The sequence below is a fragment of the Sporosarcina beigongshangi genome (genome assembly GCF_033485195.1).
Lineage (GTDB): Bacteria > Bacillota > Bacilli > Bacillales_A > Planococcaceae > Sporosarcina > Sporosarcina beigongshangi.
In genome coordinates this window covers 107,943-125,959 of the sequence record NZ_JAWLIR010000016.1, presented here as the reverse complement: position 1 = coordinate 125,959, position 18,017 = coordinate 107,943, and the positions used below count along the sequence as shown (strand labels likewise).

Genomic DNA, 18,017 nt, shown 5'->3' with positions numbered 1-18,017 from the left:
AATGGCTTCCAATCATCCTCCAAATCATGAGCATGTCGATCACGAAATGTTGAAAATGGAAGTAAATCTAGATGATATTTCAGGAGAAGTACTTGGCTATTTGATGGATTTACTCATTGAATCTGGAGCAAATGACGTTTACTATACATCTATTTATATGAAGAAAAACAGACCTGGAACACTTCTTCAATTGCTTTGCTCACAAGAAAACCTTGAGAAAATGAAGCATATATTATTTACAGAAACTACGACTTTAGGGATTCGCTATTACCCGATATCTGTGCATCGTCTTGAGAGAAGATTTCGGACCGTAAAAATCGAGTGGGGAACGGTTACGGTGAAGGATGGCATTTATGATGGGCAGGTCATTCAAAGCTCTCCAGAATTTGAAGAGTGTAAAAAAATTGCCGAACAGCATCACATCCCTTTGAAGAAAGTGTATGAACAGGTGTGGATGCAACTAAAGGAGTAATTAGAAGGTAGGGAAGTTGCTTGGTAGAATTATTTGTGATTTTAAAAGAAATTTTGCTACCTATTTTTGTTGTAATGGGTATCGGGTTTGTCATGCAAATGAAATTTGGTCTAAACTTACAAACATTAGCTAGGTTAAACATTTACTTTCTCGTACCGGGTTTCATCTTTGTTAAGTTACATAGTACACAAATCTCTGCAAGCCTATTCGGGAATATATTGCTTTTTTTCATACTCTACGTCGTGCTTCTTTATTGCGTATCCCATTTTGTAGGGAAAATAATCAAGCTAGAAAAAGGGGAAAAGACAACTTTTTCAAACAGTGTCATGTTTTTTAACTCGGGTAACTATGGTGTGCCTGTAAATGATTTAGTATTCAAAAGCGATCCATTAGCCATGTCAATTCAAGTGATTATGCTTACCTTGCAAAATATTTTCTTATTTTCATATGGCATTTTCTCTCTGCAAGCGGTGCAAATAGGAAAATTGAAGGCTGCACTTGGTTACTTCAAAATGCCAGTGCTCTATGCGATGTTGGCTGGGGTAGCCACAAATGTATTCAATATTACGGTACCCTCATTTATTTGGGTACCAGCTAACTATATTGCTGATGCTATGATTGCGCTCGCTTTATTTACGCTGGGTGCTCAAGTCGCTCAGATTAAATTTAAAGCAGGATTATCCTCAGTTTACTATAGTTTATTACTGCGGTTAGCAATAGGTCCAATGATTGCTTTGGGTATTATATTGGTATTTAAAGTAGATGGAATCGTAGCACAGGCTCTATTGATTGGATCGGCAATGCCTACGTCTGTAAACAGTGCAGTAATTGCACAAGAATATGATAATCATCCTGATCTAGCAGCACAAATCGTATTATTCTCTACGTTAATTAGTGCAATCACGGTTTCGATGGTCATTTATTTAGCAAGATATCTGTTTTAAATTTGATAGATAATTCGAATTGAGTAGCCCTCCTATAGTTGAATAATAGGAGGGCTATCGCGTCTTTTGATTAACCACTTACTTACAATTAAAATAGCAAGCAAGAACTAAAAACCGTCTTGTTTACTGGGCATTTCCGGTTTGCTTTCGGCAATAGATGGACGATAGAATAACCGCAGGATTCGTGTTGCCAGCAATGACTCCGTCATTACTGGCAACACCTTTCTCGATGATTCTATTGTGCATCATTGCCTGTTGTAAACCTCAAATGCTCAAATAAAAAGTGCAGGTACTTGGAAAGAAAAGAATAGATGCCATTGTTAAAGTATGTAAGTTCCCGAAGATACAATTTCGGGAACTATTGCATATTGAACAAAGTAGCTACTTCTTAATTTTGCGTAACTTTTATAAGAAAGCGATATGATTTAAAATAATAATAGGAAACATAATAGAGATAGTAGCAGCCGCCAAAATTGCATCTTTGGCGGCTTTTATAAAGTTAGAATTCCTCTATTCTTTTATTACCAAAAAGCATTGCTTTGTATAGTATTTCCTTTGGAGAGCGATGGATGGACGGATGCCATACGATTACCGAAAGAAATGATTGGGGATGTGACGCAGTCACATCCCCAATCATAAAAATAGCCTGGTTATTGTATAGTAGACGTTCATTCCAAAGAGTTCCAAAGAGATAAGATACACTACTAAGTCCCAACAGTCTAATTCAGTTAATTTTTAGTTAATCCACAGACGTGGAGGGCTATTTCCTATTTTAGGAATGAAGACTTGCCAAAAGTCACAATCCACTAGACAATAGATTGAGAGAATATTAAGTAAAGTTGGTGTAGCATGAAAAAATCAACAAAAATTATACTATTGCTTCTTGGTGGAACTTTTTTTGTGATTAGTTTTATCGGTATGAATGTTTATGGCTATAAAACCTTTTATATCGAGGAAAAGATTGTCCCATCGAATGATTACCGTTATCATTTTGCCTTAGTTTCTGAAGAGATTGATAATGAGTACTGGCGTCTAATTGAGCAGGGGGCAAGAGAGGCCGCTGCTAAGCATAACATTTACTTAGAATATGTTGGTCCGCTTAAGGCTGATAATGATCAACTACTCAAGTTAATAGATCGAATGGTTTCAGTGAAGGTGGACGGCATTATTACACAAGGTGTTGAAGGAAAAAGATTTGTGGACCTAGTTCGAAAAGGTGTGGAACGCGGAATTCCGATATTAACCGTAGATACTGATGTCAAAAGCAGTGCAAGAAAGGCTTATGTAGGCACAGACAATTTTTATGCAGGTCAGCTTGCGGGGGAAACAGTGATTAACAATACGACTGGTGAACAATATGTAGGCATTGTAACAGGGCGCTTTGACGCGATTAATCAGCAGGAGAGACTGGCAGGCTTTAAGGAAGCGACTAAAGCAACAGAACGTATTCATATTGTTGGAATGCACGAATCGAATATTACCCAAATTGGAGCAGCGCAGGCAACGTACTCCCTGTTAAAGAAATATCCCTCTATTACAGTTTTGGTAGGACTCAGTGCATTAGATGGCATTGGGATGGTAGAGGGGTTACAAGAAATTGCTCCAAATAAGGATATCTATATGACTGCTTTTGATATTTTGCCCGAAACACTAGAGTTGATTCGCAAAGGGAAAATCAATGCAACAATTGCCCAATATCCAAAGGAGATGGGCTATGAGGCTATAGAAGTAATGATTCAATTGCAACAGCATAGCTTATTGGAAAATGAAATTTTCACGAAAACAATCGTCGTAGAGAAAGAAAACTCCGATACATTTCTGCGGGAGGACGATAGATGAAAACCATTCGCGGTAAGTTATTCATATACTTTTTTGTTTTCGTCGTATTATTTCAGGTGACCGCCATCTCTATTTTTGTCAGTTCAAAAGAGCTCATTAATAACTATGACAGCAGCTTTCAACGATTTTTATTGCTCAATTCAATTTCTCAAAAGTCCAATGAATTGTATGCGTTTACTAAACGCTACGTCATAGAGCCTGAGGAAGAAAATGCCAAAGATTATTTTGCGAAAAAAAAGCAACTCACCACGGACAAAGAAAAGCTTTCGGAGGCATTCGATTATATCGAAAAGATCAAAGTAAAAAATTATATCAATTTAATCGATACATTTTTACATGAGAGTGAGCTAACCATCGGATTTGTATTGAAAGGGGATATTGAAAAGTATACAGCCCATCTGGAGGAAGCCCGTATTGCTGCCGGTTACATTCAAGAATCGGCTCTTGAGCTAATAGATGTTGAATTGACAGCCTATCAGTCTTTTTATTTAGATTTACAAGTACGGAATGGCAATTTTGTCACATTTATTTTCTTTTTATTTTTAATGACAATTGTGCTGGCTATCTTTTTTGCGCTATGGTTTGCAAACGGTATCACGAGTCCTTTAAATAAGTTATCTCGCGCAGCGAAGGAAGTTGCAACAGGAGATTTGGTTGGAACACCGATAGAAGTCCAGTCGAATGACGAGTTAAAGGTACTCGGAGATGCCTTCAATCATATGCGATCTAATATCCATAGCTTGGTGCAGGAAATCAAAGATCAGTCAGAATTAGATCAGCTGCTTAAAGAAATGGAGTTAAAGCATTTACAAAATCAAATTAATCCGCACTTTTTGTTTAATACGTTGAATGCTGTATCCAAAATGGCTTACTTAGAAGATGCAAATGCTACTTCGGGTCTTATCGATTCAGTCGCTGCCGTATTGCGGCATAGTTTAGGTGAAATTGATACATATGTGACGTTAGGTGATGAAGTATCGATTGTCGAAGACTATTTTAATATACAAAAAAGTCGCTTTTCCGAGCGCGTTCAATTTATCACTGAAGTGGATGAAGCCTGTCTAGCTATGAAAATACCACGCCTAACACTACAGCCGTTGGTTGAGAATGCATTTATTCATGGTATTGAGGAGCGAGAGGATGGGGGGATGATTGCGATTACTGTTCGGCAAACCGATGAAAAGGTCATTGTTGAGGTGAAAGATAATGGCGAAGGAATCGAACCCGAAAAAATTTCGGATTTATTAGCACTCGTGTCAGTTAGAGACGATCACGTCGGACACTCAACAGGTATCGGTTTAACGAATGTCATAAGACGGTTACAGTTATTTTATCAAATGACTCATGTAGTTGAAATTGAATCACAAATAGGACAATCGACCACGGTACGTCTACTGTTACCCAAAATGTTTGAGGGGGATAAGAATGAGAATTTTAATCGCTGATGATGAGTTACTTGAACGGCAGGCGATGAAGAAATTTATCCGTGAGAATTTTAGTGAAATGGATGTTGTCGGAGAGGCTGCTAATGGACGGATGGCCATTGAGTTAGCGGAAAAAATGCAGCCGAATATTATTTTTATGGATATTAAGATGCCTGGTATAAACGGCTTGGAAGCCATCGAACAAATCTACGCATCACAACCTTCTATTAAATTTATTTTAGTATCTGCCTATAATACCTTTGAATATGCTAAACAAGCTATGCAGTATGGCATTAAGGATTACTTATTAAAACCGGGAAAAAAAGAAGAAATTAGTCATGCGCTGCTTCGTGTACAGAAAGAAATTTTGCATGAAGTAACAATAGAAGAGGAAAAACAACAATTATTGAAAGAGAAATTGATTCGAAGATTAATAAGACAGCATATAGACCATGAGGTTATCGATTTGCAAAAGAAGTTATTCCCCACTTTGAAGGAAGGTTATTTTTTTGTATTAAGATCGGAAGGTACTTATGATGTACAAAAAGTAAGGAGTAGCTTGGAAAAGCAACTTTGCCAGCCTTTTATCTTATATGAAGTGAACGATGTGATTGTTGTACTTGTCTTATCATCGGAATTTATCAGAAAGGAGGAGCAATTGACTGTAGTGAGAACCATTCAAATAGGACTAGGAGCTACGATATTTATCGGTATTGGACGTAGTGCGGATTCGCTAGTCAATTTGTCGTTATCGTATCGAGAAGCCTACACAGCAAGCTTTCAGTTGAAGAAAGATCAGAAAAGTAAATACGGCTTTTTTCAGGAGGATCAACAATATTCTGGGCATGAGGACTTAGTCACTCAAATTGCGCAAGGTGTAGAAAAGGGAAATTATAACGAAACGCTTATGGTTTTTAAAGAAAATCAGCAAATACTAACTTTAGATGAGAAGGAAAACTTATACATTCGGATTCAAAATATATTCTCAAAGCGGAATATTTCTATTGCAGGAAGTTCTATTTCATCTTTGCAAACTAACAAAGATTGGCATGCGTATTTGAATGTGTGCTGTATGCATATGAATGAGTATTGCCACTCCAAGCAATCTATGACGAAGGCGAAAGACTATATAGAGGCACATTATGCAAAAGGCATTACACTAGAGGAAGTAGCAGCTTTTGTCAATTTAAGTCCTAATTATTTTTCCAATCTTTTTAAAGAAGAATTTGATGAAACCTTTATTGAATTTTTAACGAAAACACGTATGGAAAGTGCGAAATCTTTCATTGAAGAAAATAGCTATTCGTTAAAAGAGATTAGTTTTATGGTTGGTTACAAAGACCCGAACTATTTTAGCAGAGTGTTTAAAAAGTATTTTCATAGTTCGCCAAGACAATTTCAAGACAGTTTCTTTGATAAATGAAGGAAAACGTATAAAAGTGCAGGTTTTTGGTAACTTTATATATTTGAATTATCATACAATATAAAATGTAAGCGTTATCAATAAAGAAGAGGGGGTAGTATGATGAAGAAGTTTTTTAGCTTATTTGTATTACTAGCACTTGCACTTGTCGTATCGGCCTGTACATCAGATGAAAAACCTGACACGACCTCGGACCCGGGTTCAACGGACAAACCTAAAGATACTTCATCGGATAAGGGCGGAGAAAGCGCAGTTGAAATCTTTAGTTGGTGGACAGGTGCAGGGGAAGAGGATGGTCTTCTCGCACTGATTAGCTTATTTAATGAGCTGCATCCTGAAATCAAAGTAGAAAACGCAGCGGTCGCTGGAGGGGCAGGAACAAATGCGAAAGCGGTGCTCGCTACAAGAATGCAAGGGAATGATCCACCGTCAACGTTCCAAGTACATGGTGGGGAAGAATTGAATAAAAGCTGGGTTGCAGCTGACAAAATGGCTCCACTCAACGATTTATACGAAGCAAATGGGTGGATGGATAAATTCCCAGATGCGTTAATTGAAATGGTCAGCAATGGTGACAATATTTATTCAGTTCCGGTTAACGTCCACCGTGGAAATGTCATTTTCTATAACATGGAAGTATTCAATGAACACGGTATCGAAATACCGACAACATTAGATGAGTTTTTTGCAGTAGCTGACAAACTACAAGCTGCTGGCGTTGTTCCACTATCATTAGGGGATAAAGAATCATGGGAAGCAACACAAATTTTTGAAAACGTCTTAGCGGCTGAATTAGGAAGAGATGATTATCTTAAACTATTCGCCGGAGAAATTGATTTTACGGATGAAAGAGTTGTTGCAGCGGCAGAGAAATTCGGAAAAATTCTTGACTATGTCAATGAAGACCATGCTTCACGTAACTGGCAAGATTCTGCTCAGCTAGTAGCTGAAGGAAAAGCGGCAATGATTAACATGGGAGATTGGGCGAAAGGTTATTTCGTCAATGACTTAAAGCTTGTCACGAACGAAGACTTTGGTTACTTTGCATTCCCAGGTACAGTTGGTGACTTCGCAGTTATTACAGATACATTTGGATTGCCAAAAGGCATCGACGATGTAGAGGCTACAAAGCAATTCCTAACGGTACTTGGCTCTGTTGAAGGTCAAGATGCATTTAATCCTCTAAAGGGTTCGATCCCAGCACGGATTGATGCAGATCCGTCTAAGTATGATGATTATGGTAAGGATACGATCGAAGATTTCAAGACAGCGAAATTGTTCCCGAGTCTTGCACACGGATCAGCTGCTTCCGAAGGCTTCGTCACAAAAGCGAACCAAGCGGTCAATATTTTCGTGACACAAAGGGATGTCCAAAACTTTGTGGATGCTTTACAAAACGCAGCACCTGATATGTAAAAAAATGAGGGTGCCTGCCTTTTGATTGGCGGCACCTTATTTTTTTAGCATGATGAAAGCCTCAAACTGAGGAGGATGTAACATGGAGAAAGCAATGCAGAGTAAAAGAAAAAAGAAACTTTCAAAAGACCAATTAACAGCAATGGCTTTTTTACTGCCCTCCATCATTTTTATTATTGTTTTTGTTTATGGATTTATCAGTTGGACGGGGTATATCTCATTAAGTAATTATAATACCATTGTGCCAGACTTTTCATTTGCAGGTCTAAAGAATTATCTCTATTTATTTAATGATTTCCGCTTTCGGGCAGATTTACGAAATACCTTATTTTTCACGATTTTGTTTATAGCTGTCGTCATTGTGCTCGGTTTAGTGTTGTCCATCTTGCTTGATCAGAAGATAAAGGGAGAATCTCTATTTAGAAACATTTTTTTATTTCCAATGGCGCTTTCCTTTATTGTCACAGGCGTGGTATGGCAATGGCTATTGCATCCATCGACTGGCTTTAATAAATTTTTTAATTTGTTCGGTATACAGCCAAAATGGTATACGGATACGACGATTTTGGCGGGCTTTAAGTGGGGGAGTATTGAGTTTGGCTTACCAGTTGCCATTATCGCAGTTGTCATTGCGGCAGTTTGGCAAATGACGGGTTTTTCGTTGGCGATGTATTTAGCAGGACTGCGTGGTATTGGAGATGAGTTAAGAGAGGCAGCTCGAATGGATGGAGCAACGGAGTTTCAGGTTTATATGAAAGTGGTTTTACCGCTATTACTGCCAATCACAATGAGTGTCGTCATTATTATGGCGCATATTTCGCTGAAGATATTCGATTTAATATATGCGATGACAGGATCAGGTGCAAATTTTGTAACAGATGTACCTGGATTGTATATGTTTGAAACGACTTTTAGAGGAAATTATTATGCAAATGGCGCTGCCATCGCAATTATAATGTTGCTGTTAGTAGCCATATTTATTGTTCCATATCTATGGAATAGTAGAAAGGGTGAGAACTAATGGCTACTATCCGAATCTCAAGCTTTATGAAGTATGCTTTATTAATTATCGTGTCACTCCTTTTCTTAACACCCATTTATGTTATTGTTGTCACGAGCCTTAAGCCACTTCAAGAAGTTTCAATTGACCAAATGTGGACATTACCAACGGCACTTGATTTTAGTTCATATAAGCTTGCTTTTGACAATTTGGCTCCGAACTTACTGAACAGCTTTTACTTGGTAATCCCTGCAACATTGCTTTCAGCATTATTTGGTGCTATGAATGGCTACGTATTATCAAAGTGGAGGTTTAAAGGATCGGATGCCCTGTTTACGTTTATTTTATTTGGCATGTTTATCCCTTATCAAAGTATTTTAATTCCATTGATTCAATTCTTACGGACGATTGAGCTCTACAATACGATTCCCGGGCTCATACTAGTTCACGTGGTCTATGGCTTACCGATCACTACATTGATGTTCCGAAACTTTTATGCAAGTATTCCTGATGAACTGATTGAGTCGGCGCAAATCGATGGCGCAAACTTTTTGGGTATCTTCAGGCATATTATTATCCCTCTATCCATTACAGGATTTGTTGTTGTGGCAATTTGGCAGTTCACGAATATTTGGAATGAGTTTCTGTTTGCCGTTACGATTACGACCGGCACGAAGCAGCCTGTTATGGTTGCATTACAAAACCTATCGGGTAGTCAAATTGTCCAATGGAACGTACAAATGGCTGGTGCATTACTCGCAGCTTTACCGACTTTATTGGTCTATATTTTCCTAGGAAAATACTTTGTCAGAGGCTTGTTGGCAGGCTCTGTTAAGGGGTGAAAAGTGCCGGAAATTAGCAATGGGGGATATGATATGAGGGGATTGATTCGAAAAAAACTGAAATTGAAGTTTCCTGCACTCGTGGAACAACTTAATGAAGAAATTGGTACATTTAAGTTGAAAAGTTAATTTTTTAGAAATTAAGATAGCTTGTTATTCGAATTTTGAATAATGGACTGTCTTTTTTTTTTCGGCAGATGTGATATCATTTAATTAAGTTAATTAATTAAATGACATGACATGCGGACACAATGCATTCATTTTAATGGGTAAAGGCTAGATCGAAGATGATATCATTGATAGAAGGGAGTTTTCTGATGCGACCAGGTACATTCCAGTGGATGAAGTCTGTTAATAAATCGATTATACTCAATAAAATTCGGACAGATGCCCCTATTTCTAGAGCACAAATTGCGAAAGAAACGAAATTAACCCCCCCAACGGTGAGTAGCAATGTCAAAGAATTGATTGAACAGGGGATTGTGATAGAAAGTAAATTAGGTGAATCCCAAGGTGGCCGGAAGCCAACCATGCTACTGATTAATCAGAAGGCTTTTTACGTCATTGGTGTGGATGCAGGGCCCAAAAAAATTGATTGTATTCTCGTCGATTTAGCAGGAAGCATTATTCAACGATCCTCTAGTATGCTGACAATACCGACTACAAATGAACAATATCTCTCAATTTTGAAAAACTGTATTCATGCATGTATGCAATCTACGCCTACGATCATTGATAATCTTATTGGAATCGGTGTAGCCATGCACGGGGTTGTTGAGGTTGAGACAGGTACATCTCTATATGCACCTATTTTAGGTTTGACCAATATCCCCATTAAAGAAGAACTTGAAAAAGAATTTAAATTAAGTGTTAAAGTGGAGAATGATGCAAGAGCAATGGCACTTGGAGAATCTTGGTTTGGTGAGCAAGGAGAAGTAAGTAGTATGTTAGCTGTTAATATTGGTCACGGTGTAGGTGCCGGGCTTGTCATAGATGGAAAACTCTATCATGGAGCACAAAATATTGCAGGAGAAGTGGGCCATATGACCATTGATTTGCATGGTGAGGTATGTGAATGTGGGAATCGGGGCTGTTTGCAAACAGTTATAACAGGTCCTGCGCTTGTCAAGCGGGCCCAAAAAATAATTGTGCAAGAAAGAAATAGCAATGAGCAGCTAACAGGTGAAGATATTTATGAGTTAGCTATTGGCGGGCATGAAGTATTTGAAGCTTTGTTTAAGGAAACGGGAGAGATTATTGGAATTGGCTTAACTAATCTTATCCATATTATTAATCCGGAAAAAATTGTACTTGGCGGTGGGGTTACGAAATCGGGGCCGCTTATTTTACCCGAAATAATTAAAACGATTGAAGAACGTGCCTTGACGCCGCAAGCGAAGCGAACTGAAGTAGTCATCACGAAACTTGGCGATGATGCAACCTTAATGGGAGCCGTGTCCTTGCAGTTAACTGATTTATTTGAACCGATGTGAAAATGAGTTGTCGAAAAACAGCTTATTTTTTACCTATCTTTTAAGGAGGTCATTCATATGACTTGGCAAGTAGAAGCCGAAAAATGGCTAAATCAAGAGAATTTAGAAGCTACTCTTAAGCAACAATTATTGAAAGAAGAACATAATCAAGCTTTATTGGAAGATAGTTTTTATAAAAACCTATCATTTGGCACGGCAGGTCTTCGTGGTGAACTTGGATTCGGTACGAATCGAATGAATATTTACACAGTAAGAAAGGCAGCGCAAGGGCTTGCTTTATATATTGAGAATTTTGGTGAAGCAGCAAAAAGTAGGGGAGTCGTCATTGCATATGATTCAAGACATCAGTCAGCAGAATTTGGCCTTGAAGTAGCAAAAGTTCTTGGATGGCACGGTATTCGTTCTTTTTTGTTCGATGAACTGCAATCAACACCATTGTTATCCTTCGCAATACGAGAGCTGAGCACATTCTCAGGAGTTGTTATTACGGCAAGTCATAACCCTGCGGAATATAATGGACTGAAAGTGTATGGAGAAGATGGTGGACAAGTTACATTAGAGGCGGCAACTGCCATTACAGCTTATACGGAGGGTATTGAAGATCTCTTTTCAGTAGAGGTCATGGAAGAAGCTAGTCTTTTAGCAGAAGGATTATTGATATATTTGGATCAGGACATGAGCAATAGATATCTAAAGAAATTAGATGAAATTTTATTAGATGGCGAGCTGGATAAGCGCTTATCAATTGTTTTCTCACCACTACATGGGGCAGGCGGGAAATTGGTTTCTAAAGGGCTAGAGGTAGCTGGGTTTTCCAATGTAACGCTGGTGAATGAGCAATCCATTCCCGATCCCGATTTTGCAACCGTTAAGTTTCCGAACCCAGAAGAGGCACAGGCCTTTGACTTAGCGTTGGAATATGGTCAGAAGGTGACAGCAGATTTACTGATTGCTACAGATCCAGATGCAGACCGTATGGGTGTGGCCGTTCGGGATGAAGAAAATAATTATGTGTTTCTAACAGGCAATCAAATTGGTGCACTGCTTGTACATACATTGCTGGAGGATAAATCGAACCGTGGTAAACTCCCTGTCAACGGTGTTGTATTAAAAACGATTGTAACTTCTGAACTTGGTCGGGCCATTGCAGATAACTATGGCATTCAAACAATTGATGTGCTTACAGGGTTTAAATTTATTAGTGAAAAAGTGTTGGAGTTTGAAAGAAGTGCAGCGTCAACTTTCCTAATTGGTTACGAAGAAAGCTATGGCTACTTGATTGGTGATTTCGTGCGGGATAAAGATGCAGTACAAGCTTCAGTTTTAATAGCTTCAGTTGCTGCTCGGTATAAAGCAGACGGTCAAACTCTACTGGAAGGGCTACACGCTATATATAAGCAGTATGGTTTTTACCAGGAAGGATTGGAGTCGATTCAGCTAAAAGGTAAAACTGGAATGGGGAAAATTGACACAATCATGAACCATTTCCGTTCTGCATCATTTGGGGGGGAGTTTGCTCAACCACTGGATCTTATTGAAGATTACTCAAACGGTTATGCTATCTATATAAAGACAGGAATACAGCAAACACTCGATTTACCTATAGCAAATGTGTTAAAATTCAAACTAGCGGATGGGACATGGTTTGCCATTCGTCCATCTGGAACTGAACCCAAAATCAAATTTTATTTTGGTGTAAAGGCAAACACACAAGCAGAAAGTGACAAACGTCTATTGGCAATAAAAACGGATGTCATGACGATTGTAGAAAAAATTTTAGCTGGATCATTATGAAAAGAAATGAGGAATGTTGAAATGGTATCACCAGTAACACTCAACCAGTCGCTAATGGCGATAAGTGAGTTGGAAAAAGTATTTGGAGAACGAGTGAAAAATATTCATGATGCAATGGCAAATGGGACATCTCAAGGTGCTGACTTTTTGGGGTGGCGTAATCTTCCAGATGAGGCACTAGCAAATGATTTGGAGAGTGTGCTAGCAGTAGCAGAGAAGTTACGAAAAGCTGCTGAAGTAGTAGTTGTCATTGGTGTGGGTGGTTCGTATTTAGGTGCAAAAGCGGTACAAGATGCACTTTCGTCTTATTTTGAAAAAAGTACAGATGATCCTGAAGTCATTTTCGCTGGTCAGAATTTAAGTGGTACGTATATGAAACAATTGCTACAGTACATCAGCGACAAAGAAGTTGCGGTAATCGTTATTTCAAAATCAGGAACAACGACAGAACCAGCAATTGCTTTCCGTATCCTATTGGAGTATATGGAAGGTCGTTACGGGGCTTCCTCTAGTGAAAGAATCGTTGCGATTACGGATAAATCAGTGGGAGCATTGAGAGAATTGACGAATCGTTCAGGATTTGCATCTTTCGTTGTACCAGATGATGTAGGCGGCCGTTTTTCAGTGTTTACTCCTGTAGGACTGCTTCCACTAGCAGTCGCTGGAATCGATATTAAGCAATTGTTAAGCGGTGCAAAAGATGCGGTGCAAGAGTTTTCGAGTTCAGATATTGCATCGAATAGTGCCTATCAGTACGCAGCATTACGCAATAATTTGTTAAATGAAGGCTATAATATCGAAATTTTAGCAAGCTTTGTACCACGTTTTGCAACATTCCATGAATGGTGGAAACAGTTATTTGGTGAAAGTGAAGGGAAGGATGGAAAGGGAATTTACCCAGCGTCCGTAGCGTACCCAACTGATTTACATTCAATGGGACAGTATGTGCAGGATGGAAGACGTGAAATTTTTGAAACGTTTGTCCAGTTTGTGGAGTCTATGGAGGACAGTGCAATCCCAACTTCTGCTGAAAATTTAGATGGACTAAACTATCTTGCTGATAAAACAATGAATGAAATTAATGAAGTGACACTAAAAGCGACGATGCAAGCACATGAAGTGGGCGGCGTACCCCTTATTTTACTGAACGTTGGTAAGCATGATGCTTATCATATCGGTTATCTAATTTATTTCTTTGAAACGGCATGTGCAATGAGTGCATATTTACTAGGCGTCAATCCTTTTGATCAGCCAGGAGTAGAAGAGTATAAGAAAAATATCTTTAGAATGTTGAAGAAACCAGGTTTTGTTGATGAGCAACAATAATAAGTAATAGAGAACGCCTGTATACAAACGTATACAAGCGTTCTTTTTTTGTATATCGAAAAATGAAAATATGATTGACAACTATAAAATCATCGTCTATACTACAATGTAAGCGTAACCAAAATGCACCTATTATTTTTTAACCCAAAACTAAAACGTTTTCGTAATTAATTTTGAAAATTTTTACAAGTAAAATAGATTTTTTTGCTCCGAAACTAAAACGTTTTCGGAAAATGGAGGTAGCTATATCATGATGGATTATTCAAGGGGGAAAGAAGAATTCAAAAACTGGATTGTTTCTGAAATAGCCTTTTCTCCAGACACGCTTGGCAAAAATGAAGCAGTCATGTATCTTGGCAATGGCTATATGGGGCTAAGATCTGCAATGGAAGAATCCTATAATAAAGAACATAGAAATTTGTTTGTTAGTGGTACATTCAATAAAGCTCAGGTGAATGAAGTAACCGAGTTACCTAACTTAGCAGATGTCACAGCCATTGACCTACGAGTAGATGGTGAACGATTCAGCCTTGAATTCGGAGAAACAAAGAAATACATACGCCAACTAAATTTAAAAATGGCCGAGTTGTCCAGAAGCTTTGAATGGACATCGCCAGCAGGAAAAAAATTACGTTTTCTTTTCAAACGCTTTGTCTCACTGGATCATTTGCATGTAATCGGAATGACAATGGAGATTGAAAGCCTAACACACCCAGTTCATATTGCCTTCGACTCAGGCATCAATGCACAAATGGCTAATTCTGGCTCACAGCATTGTCTTGAAGGTGAGCGAAGAATTTTTGACAATCGATTTATACAGTTAATCCAAACGACGAGTGAGTCGAACATTGATATTGTCATGAATACGGCACATAACATCCGTATTAACGGTGTAGGAAGCTCCGATATTCCTGCTGATATGAACATGAGCCGGCGTAAAGTGTGGCTAACGTATGATTTTAATCTTCAGCCTACTGATACGCTTAACGTGGAAAAGATAACGACAGTCTATACAAGTAGGGATAAGGAAATTGACAATACACAGTACAATCTTCAGCAACTACGGGAGCTTTCTTTACAAGAATTAAAAAAATGTGTTGATAAAGGCTATGATTCACTGTTCCTTTCGCATCAGAGGACATGGCGGAACAAAATCTGGAACGCTTATAATATCGAAATTATGAGTGACGATGGGTTTGATGAACTAGCTATGCGTTTTTCACTTTATCATTTAACGATTATGACCCCCGCACATGATGACCGTATGGGCATCGCTGCGAAAGCATTGAGTGGCGAAGGCTATAAAGGGCATTCGTTTTGGGATACAGAATTATTCATCCTACCGTTTTTTACTTTTTCAAATCCAGAAGTGGCAAAATCTCTCTTACTCTATCGCTATCATGGCCTCGTGGGGGCCCGAAAAAAAGCTGCTGACAATGGGTATGCGGGTGCGATGTATCCGTGGGAAATGGCTTGGCCAACAGATGGGGAAGTAACGCCTATCTGGGGGGATATTGATATTGTAACAGGGGAACAAACGAAAATTTGGTCGGGCTTTATAGAACAGCATATTTCAGCAGATATCGCTTTTGCCGTCTATCAATACGCTAGTGTGACAGGTGATCAGGCATTTATGGAACGCTATGGTTATGAAATGGTGTTTGACACGGCAAGGTTTTGGGCGAGTCGTCTTGAATGGAACGAAGAAAAAAGGCACTACGAGATTACGAATGTCATCGGTCCTGATGAGTACAAGGAGCATGTTAATAATAACGCGTTTACGAATTATATGGCGTATTTTAATATGAAACTTGCCATTCGCTACTATGAGGAGATAGAACGTGAAAATCCAGCGTTCCTTCAACAATTAGTCGAATCAATGGATATAACGAATGCCTACGAACAGTGGCAATCAAAAACAGAAAAAATTTACTTGCCAAATCCACGTGTAGAGGACTTAGTCATACCGCAGGATGACACGTATTTGCAGTTAAAGGAAATTGATCTTACGAAATATAAAAATCAACAACAGGTGAGAACCATCTATCGAGATTATAACCCTGAGCAAATAAATACGTTACAAGTAACTAAACAGGCGGATACATTAATTCTATTCTATTTATTGCAACAAACATTTTTACATGATGATAAACGTCTTTCAAAGGCTGTAAAACAGGCCAATTTCGATTACTATGAACCACGAACATTGCATGATTCATCACTTAGCTTAGTAACACATGCCATACTCGCAAACGATCTTGGCAAGACAGATCTGGCTTACGAACTATTTAAAAAATCTTGCGAAATTGATCTCGGCCCACTGATGGATACATCAGATGATGGTATTCATGCAGCCTCAATCGGCGGGATTTGGAAATCGGCTATTTTTGGTTTTGCAGGCATCAGGCTTGTTGATGGGAAATTGCATATAAACCCAAGAATACCAAAATATTGGCAGAAGATGGTGTTTACGATTCAGTGGTATGGTCAACCCGTCACAATAGTCATCACACCTTCTTTATTAACTGTCACCGTAAGGAATAACGAACAAATCGGGTTTGAAACAGATGGAACAGCGTATATATGTAATGACTCTGTTGAAATACCTATACAAAGCTAGATATTTGGTAGTTATAAAATGACTTGCTCATTTTATTCACTATAGCAGTACAAAATAGAAGGGGAGGAATTGACATGAAATTACAAAAAAGAACATTTGGTAGTCTGTTACTCATCGCATTACTACTTCTTTTAGCTGCATGTGGTGGCGCGAAAGATGGTGGGACGACACCGGACAAAGAAAGTACTGGAGGCGCTGATAAGGTTGATGAAGTAACTGATCAAAAAATTACAATTTTCCAAAGTAAAGTTGAAATTTCTGATCAGCTAGAGGCGCTTGCAAAGGAATACACAGCAGAAACAGGTGTTGAAGTAGAGGTTTGGGGAACGACAGGTGATGACTACTTCCAACAGCTACAAATTCGTTTGAACAGTAATCAAGGACCATCTATTTTTAGCCTTCAACATGTATTGGAAGCTGAAAAATTGAAGTCTTATGTACATGATTTATCGTCTGAAGAATATGTGGGCTACATTGCTCCTGGTATGGAATTAAAGCTTGACGATAAAATTGTGGGAGTTCCATATGGCGTTGAAGGATTTGGCTTAGTATACAACAAAGATTTAGTGAAACCAGAAGATGTTGCTGACTATGCATCATTTGTGAAAACAATGGAAAAATTTAATGCTGAAGGTATTAATGGACTTGGTCTTGCAAAAGACGCTTATTTCTTAATTGGTCATATTAGTAACTATCCGTTCTCTATCCAACCTGATCACTACGCGTTTATCGACAAATTGACGAGTGGTGAAGTAACAATGGCAGATACAAAGGAATTCCAAGAGTTTGGAGATTTCATGGAAACAATTAAAAACAATACACCTAGTCCACTAGATGTAACGTATGATAAAGAAATCGGTGATTTTGCGGCAGGTAAAACGGCAATGATTCACCAAGGAAACTGGGCTTACGGAATGCTTTCAGAATTCGATTTCGATTTTGAAGTTGGAATGCTACCATTCCCATTATTGGGCAATGACAAAATGGCTGTAGGTGTAGGGAATAACTGGGCAATCAATGGTACAAAAGATGAGGCAGAAGTAAAAGCAGCCAATGACTTCTTAAATTGGATGTCAACAAGTGAAATTGGTCACCGTTATATTGTAGAAGAGTTCGGGTTTGTACCGGCTCTAACGAATATTGATGCTGGCGACCTAGATCCACTATCACAAGATGTGTTAGATGCTTCGAATAATGGTCAAACGATTCCTTGGGCACAAAACTACTTCCCAGCGAATATTGTGCCAAATGATTTTACACCTGTTGCACAAGAATTTTTCTTATCTAAAGATATGACAGGGAAAGAATTGATCGACAAGTTAGATGATGCTTGGAAAAATGCAGTAAAATAATGATAAAAATACGGTGAATAGCTGGGCATACTTGGAGAAGTATGCCCAGTAATTCTTTACAGATGAAGTTGA

The 18,017-nt window shown here is 38.5% G+C and carries 13 protein-coding genes; all 13 read left to right on the top strand.

Going from position 1 to position 18,017, the window contains the following annotated elements; all coding sequences use genetic code 11:
• Window position 1: 1 nt before the first annotated feature.
• The 13 genes from larC (at window position 2) to R2B77_RS09665 (ending at window position 17,945) form a co-directional block, all read left to right on the top strand.
• Entirely contained in the window at window positions 2-472 is a 471-nt protein-coding gene (gene larC, locus R2B77_RS09725; protein ID WP_203247620.1) for a nickel insertion protein, read from the top strand.
• 20 nt (window positions 473-492) lie between these two features.
• Window positions 493-1,416, top strand: a complete 924-nt coding sequence (locus R2B77_RS09720) for an AEC family transporter (protein ID WP_203247621.1) — start codon at window positions 493-495, stop codon at window positions 1,414-1,416.
• Between the two features lie 849 nt (window positions 1,417-2,265).
• Window positions 2,266-3,255 (top strand): sugar-binding protein, encoded by a 990-nt coding sequence (locus tag R2B77_RS09715; RefSeq protein WP_203247622.1) that lies wholly within the window; start codon window positions 2,266-2,268, stop codon window positions 3,253-3,255.
• Window positions 3,252-4,700: a sensor histidine kinase gene (locus tag R2B77_RS09710; protein ID WP_203247623.1), complete on the top strand. Its 1,449-nt coding sequence runs from the start codon at window positions 3,252-3,254 to the stop codon at window positions 4,698-4,700. The genes R2B77_RS09715 and R2B77_RS09710 overlap by 4 nt, the downstream gene beginning before the upstream one ends.
• A complete protein-coding gene (locus R2B77_RS09705) occupies window positions 4,681-6,102 on the top strand; it encodes a response regulator (RefSeq protein ID WP_203247624.1) in 1,422 nt (473 codons plus the stop codon). The genes R2B77_RS09710 and R2B77_RS09705 overlap by 20 nt, the downstream gene beginning before the upstream one ends.
• A gap of 102 nt (window positions 6,103-6,204) precedes the next feature.
• Window positions 6,205-7,518: an ABC transporter substrate-binding protein gene (locus tag R2B77_RS09700; protein WP_203247625.1), complete on the top strand. Its 1,314-nt coding sequence runs from the start codon at window positions 6,205-6,207 to the stop codon at window positions 7,516-7,518.
• 82 nt (window positions 7,519-7,600) lie between these two features.
• Window positions 7,601-8,539 (top strand): carbohydrate ABC transporter permease, encoded by a 939-nt coding sequence (locus R2B77_RS09695; RefSeq protein WP_203247626.1) that lies wholly within the window; start codon window positions 7,601-7,603, stop codon window positions 8,537-8,539.
• Window positions 8,539-9,360, top strand: coding sequence for a carbohydrate ABC transporter permease (locus R2B77_RS09690; protein ID WP_203247627.1), 822 nt, complete (start codon window positions 8,539-8,541; stop codon window positions 9,358-9,360). Before R2B77_RS09695 ends, R2B77_RS09690 begins: the two co-directional genes overlap by 1 nt.
• Before the next feature lie 317 nt (window positions 9,361-9,677).
• Window positions 9,678-10,853 (top strand): ROK family transcriptional regulator, encoded by a 1,176-nt coding sequence (locus tag R2B77_RS09685; protein WP_203247628.1) that lies wholly within the window; start codon window positions 9,678-9,680, stop codon window positions 10,851-10,853.
• Between the two features lie 57 nt (window positions 10,854-10,910).
• Window positions 10,911-12,647 carry a phospho-sugar mutase gene (locus R2B77_RS09680; protein ID WP_203247629.1) on the top strand — a complete coding sequence of 579 codons (1,737 nt, stop codon included), beginning with the start codon at window positions 10,911-10,913 and terminating at the stop codon, window positions 12,645-12,647.
• 21 nt (window positions 12,648-12,668) lie between these two features.
• The gene (locus tag R2B77_RS09675) at window positions 12,669-13,973 is read left to right on the top strand and encodes a glucose-6-phosphate isomerase (protein ID WP_203247630.1); all 1,305 of its coding nucleotides are present in this window, start codon (window positions 12,669-12,671) and stop codon (window positions 13,971-13,973) included.
• 250 nt (window positions 13,974-14,223) lie between these two features.
• Window positions 14,224-16,593 carry a glycoside hydrolase family 65 protein gene (locus R2B77_RS09670; protein ID WP_203247631.1) on the top strand — a complete coding sequence of 790 codons (2,370 nt, stop codon included), beginning with the start codon at window positions 14,224-14,226 and terminating at the stop codon, window positions 16,591-16,593.
• Window positions 16,594-16,667: 74 nt separating this feature from the next.
• Window positions 16,668-17,945, top strand: coding sequence for a sugar ABC transporter substrate-binding protein (locus R2B77_RS09665; protein ID WP_203247632.1), 1,278 nt, complete (start codon window positions 16,668-16,670; stop codon window positions 17,943-17,945).
• Window positions 17,946-18,017: the final 72 nt, after the last annotated feature.

Excerpts from the sequence above, each read along its gene's own strand:
- larC (WP_203247620.1), top strand. The coding sequence starts at position 2 with ATGGCTTCCAATCATCCTCCAAATCATGAGCATGTCGATCACGAAATG.
- R2B77_RS09715 (WP_203247622.1), top strand. The coding sequence starts at position 2,266 with ATGAAAAAATCAACAAAAATTATACTATTGCTTCTTGGTGGAACTTTT.
- R2B77_RS09710 (WP_203247623.1), top strand. The coding sequence starts at position 3,252 with ATGAAAACCATTCGCGGTAAGTTATTCATATACTTTTTTGTTTTCGTC.
- R2B77_RS09705 (WP_203247624.1), top strand. The coding sequence starts at position 4,681 with ATGAGAATTTTAATCGCTGATGATGAGTTACTTGAACGGCAGGCGATG.
- R2B77_RS09700 (WP_203247625.1), top strand. The coding sequence starts at position 6,205 with ATGAAGAAGTTTTTTAGCTTATTTGTATTACTAGCACTTGCACTTGTC.
- R2B77_RS09695 (WP_203247626.1), top strand. The coding sequence starts at position 7,601 with ATGGAGAAAGCAATGCAGAGTAAAAGAAAAAAGAAACTTTCAAAAGAC.
- R2B77_RS09690 (WP_203247627.1), top strand. The coding sequence starts at position 8,539 with ATGGCTACTATCCGAATCTCAAGCTTTATGAAGTATGCTTTATTAATT.
- R2B77_RS09685 (WP_203247628.1), top strand. The coding sequence starts at position 9,678 with ATGCGACCAGGTACATTCCAGTGGATGAAGTCTGTTAATAAATCGATT.
- R2B77_RS09680 (WP_203247629.1), top strand. The coding sequence starts at position 10,911 with ATGACTTGGCAAGTAGAAGCCGAAAAATGGCTAAATCAAGAGAATTTA.
- R2B77_RS09675 (WP_203247630.1), top strand. The coding sequence starts at position 12,669 with ATGGTATCACCAGTAACACTCAACCAGTCGCTAATGGCGATAAGTGAG.
- R2B77_RS09670 (WP_203247631.1), top strand. The coding sequence starts at position 14,224 with ATGATGGATTATTCAAGGGGGAAAGAAGAATTCAAAAACTGGATTGTT.
- R2B77_RS09665 (WP_203247632.1), top strand. The coding sequence starts at position 16,668 with ATGAAATTACAAAAAAGAACATTTGGTAGTCTGTTACTCATCGCATTA.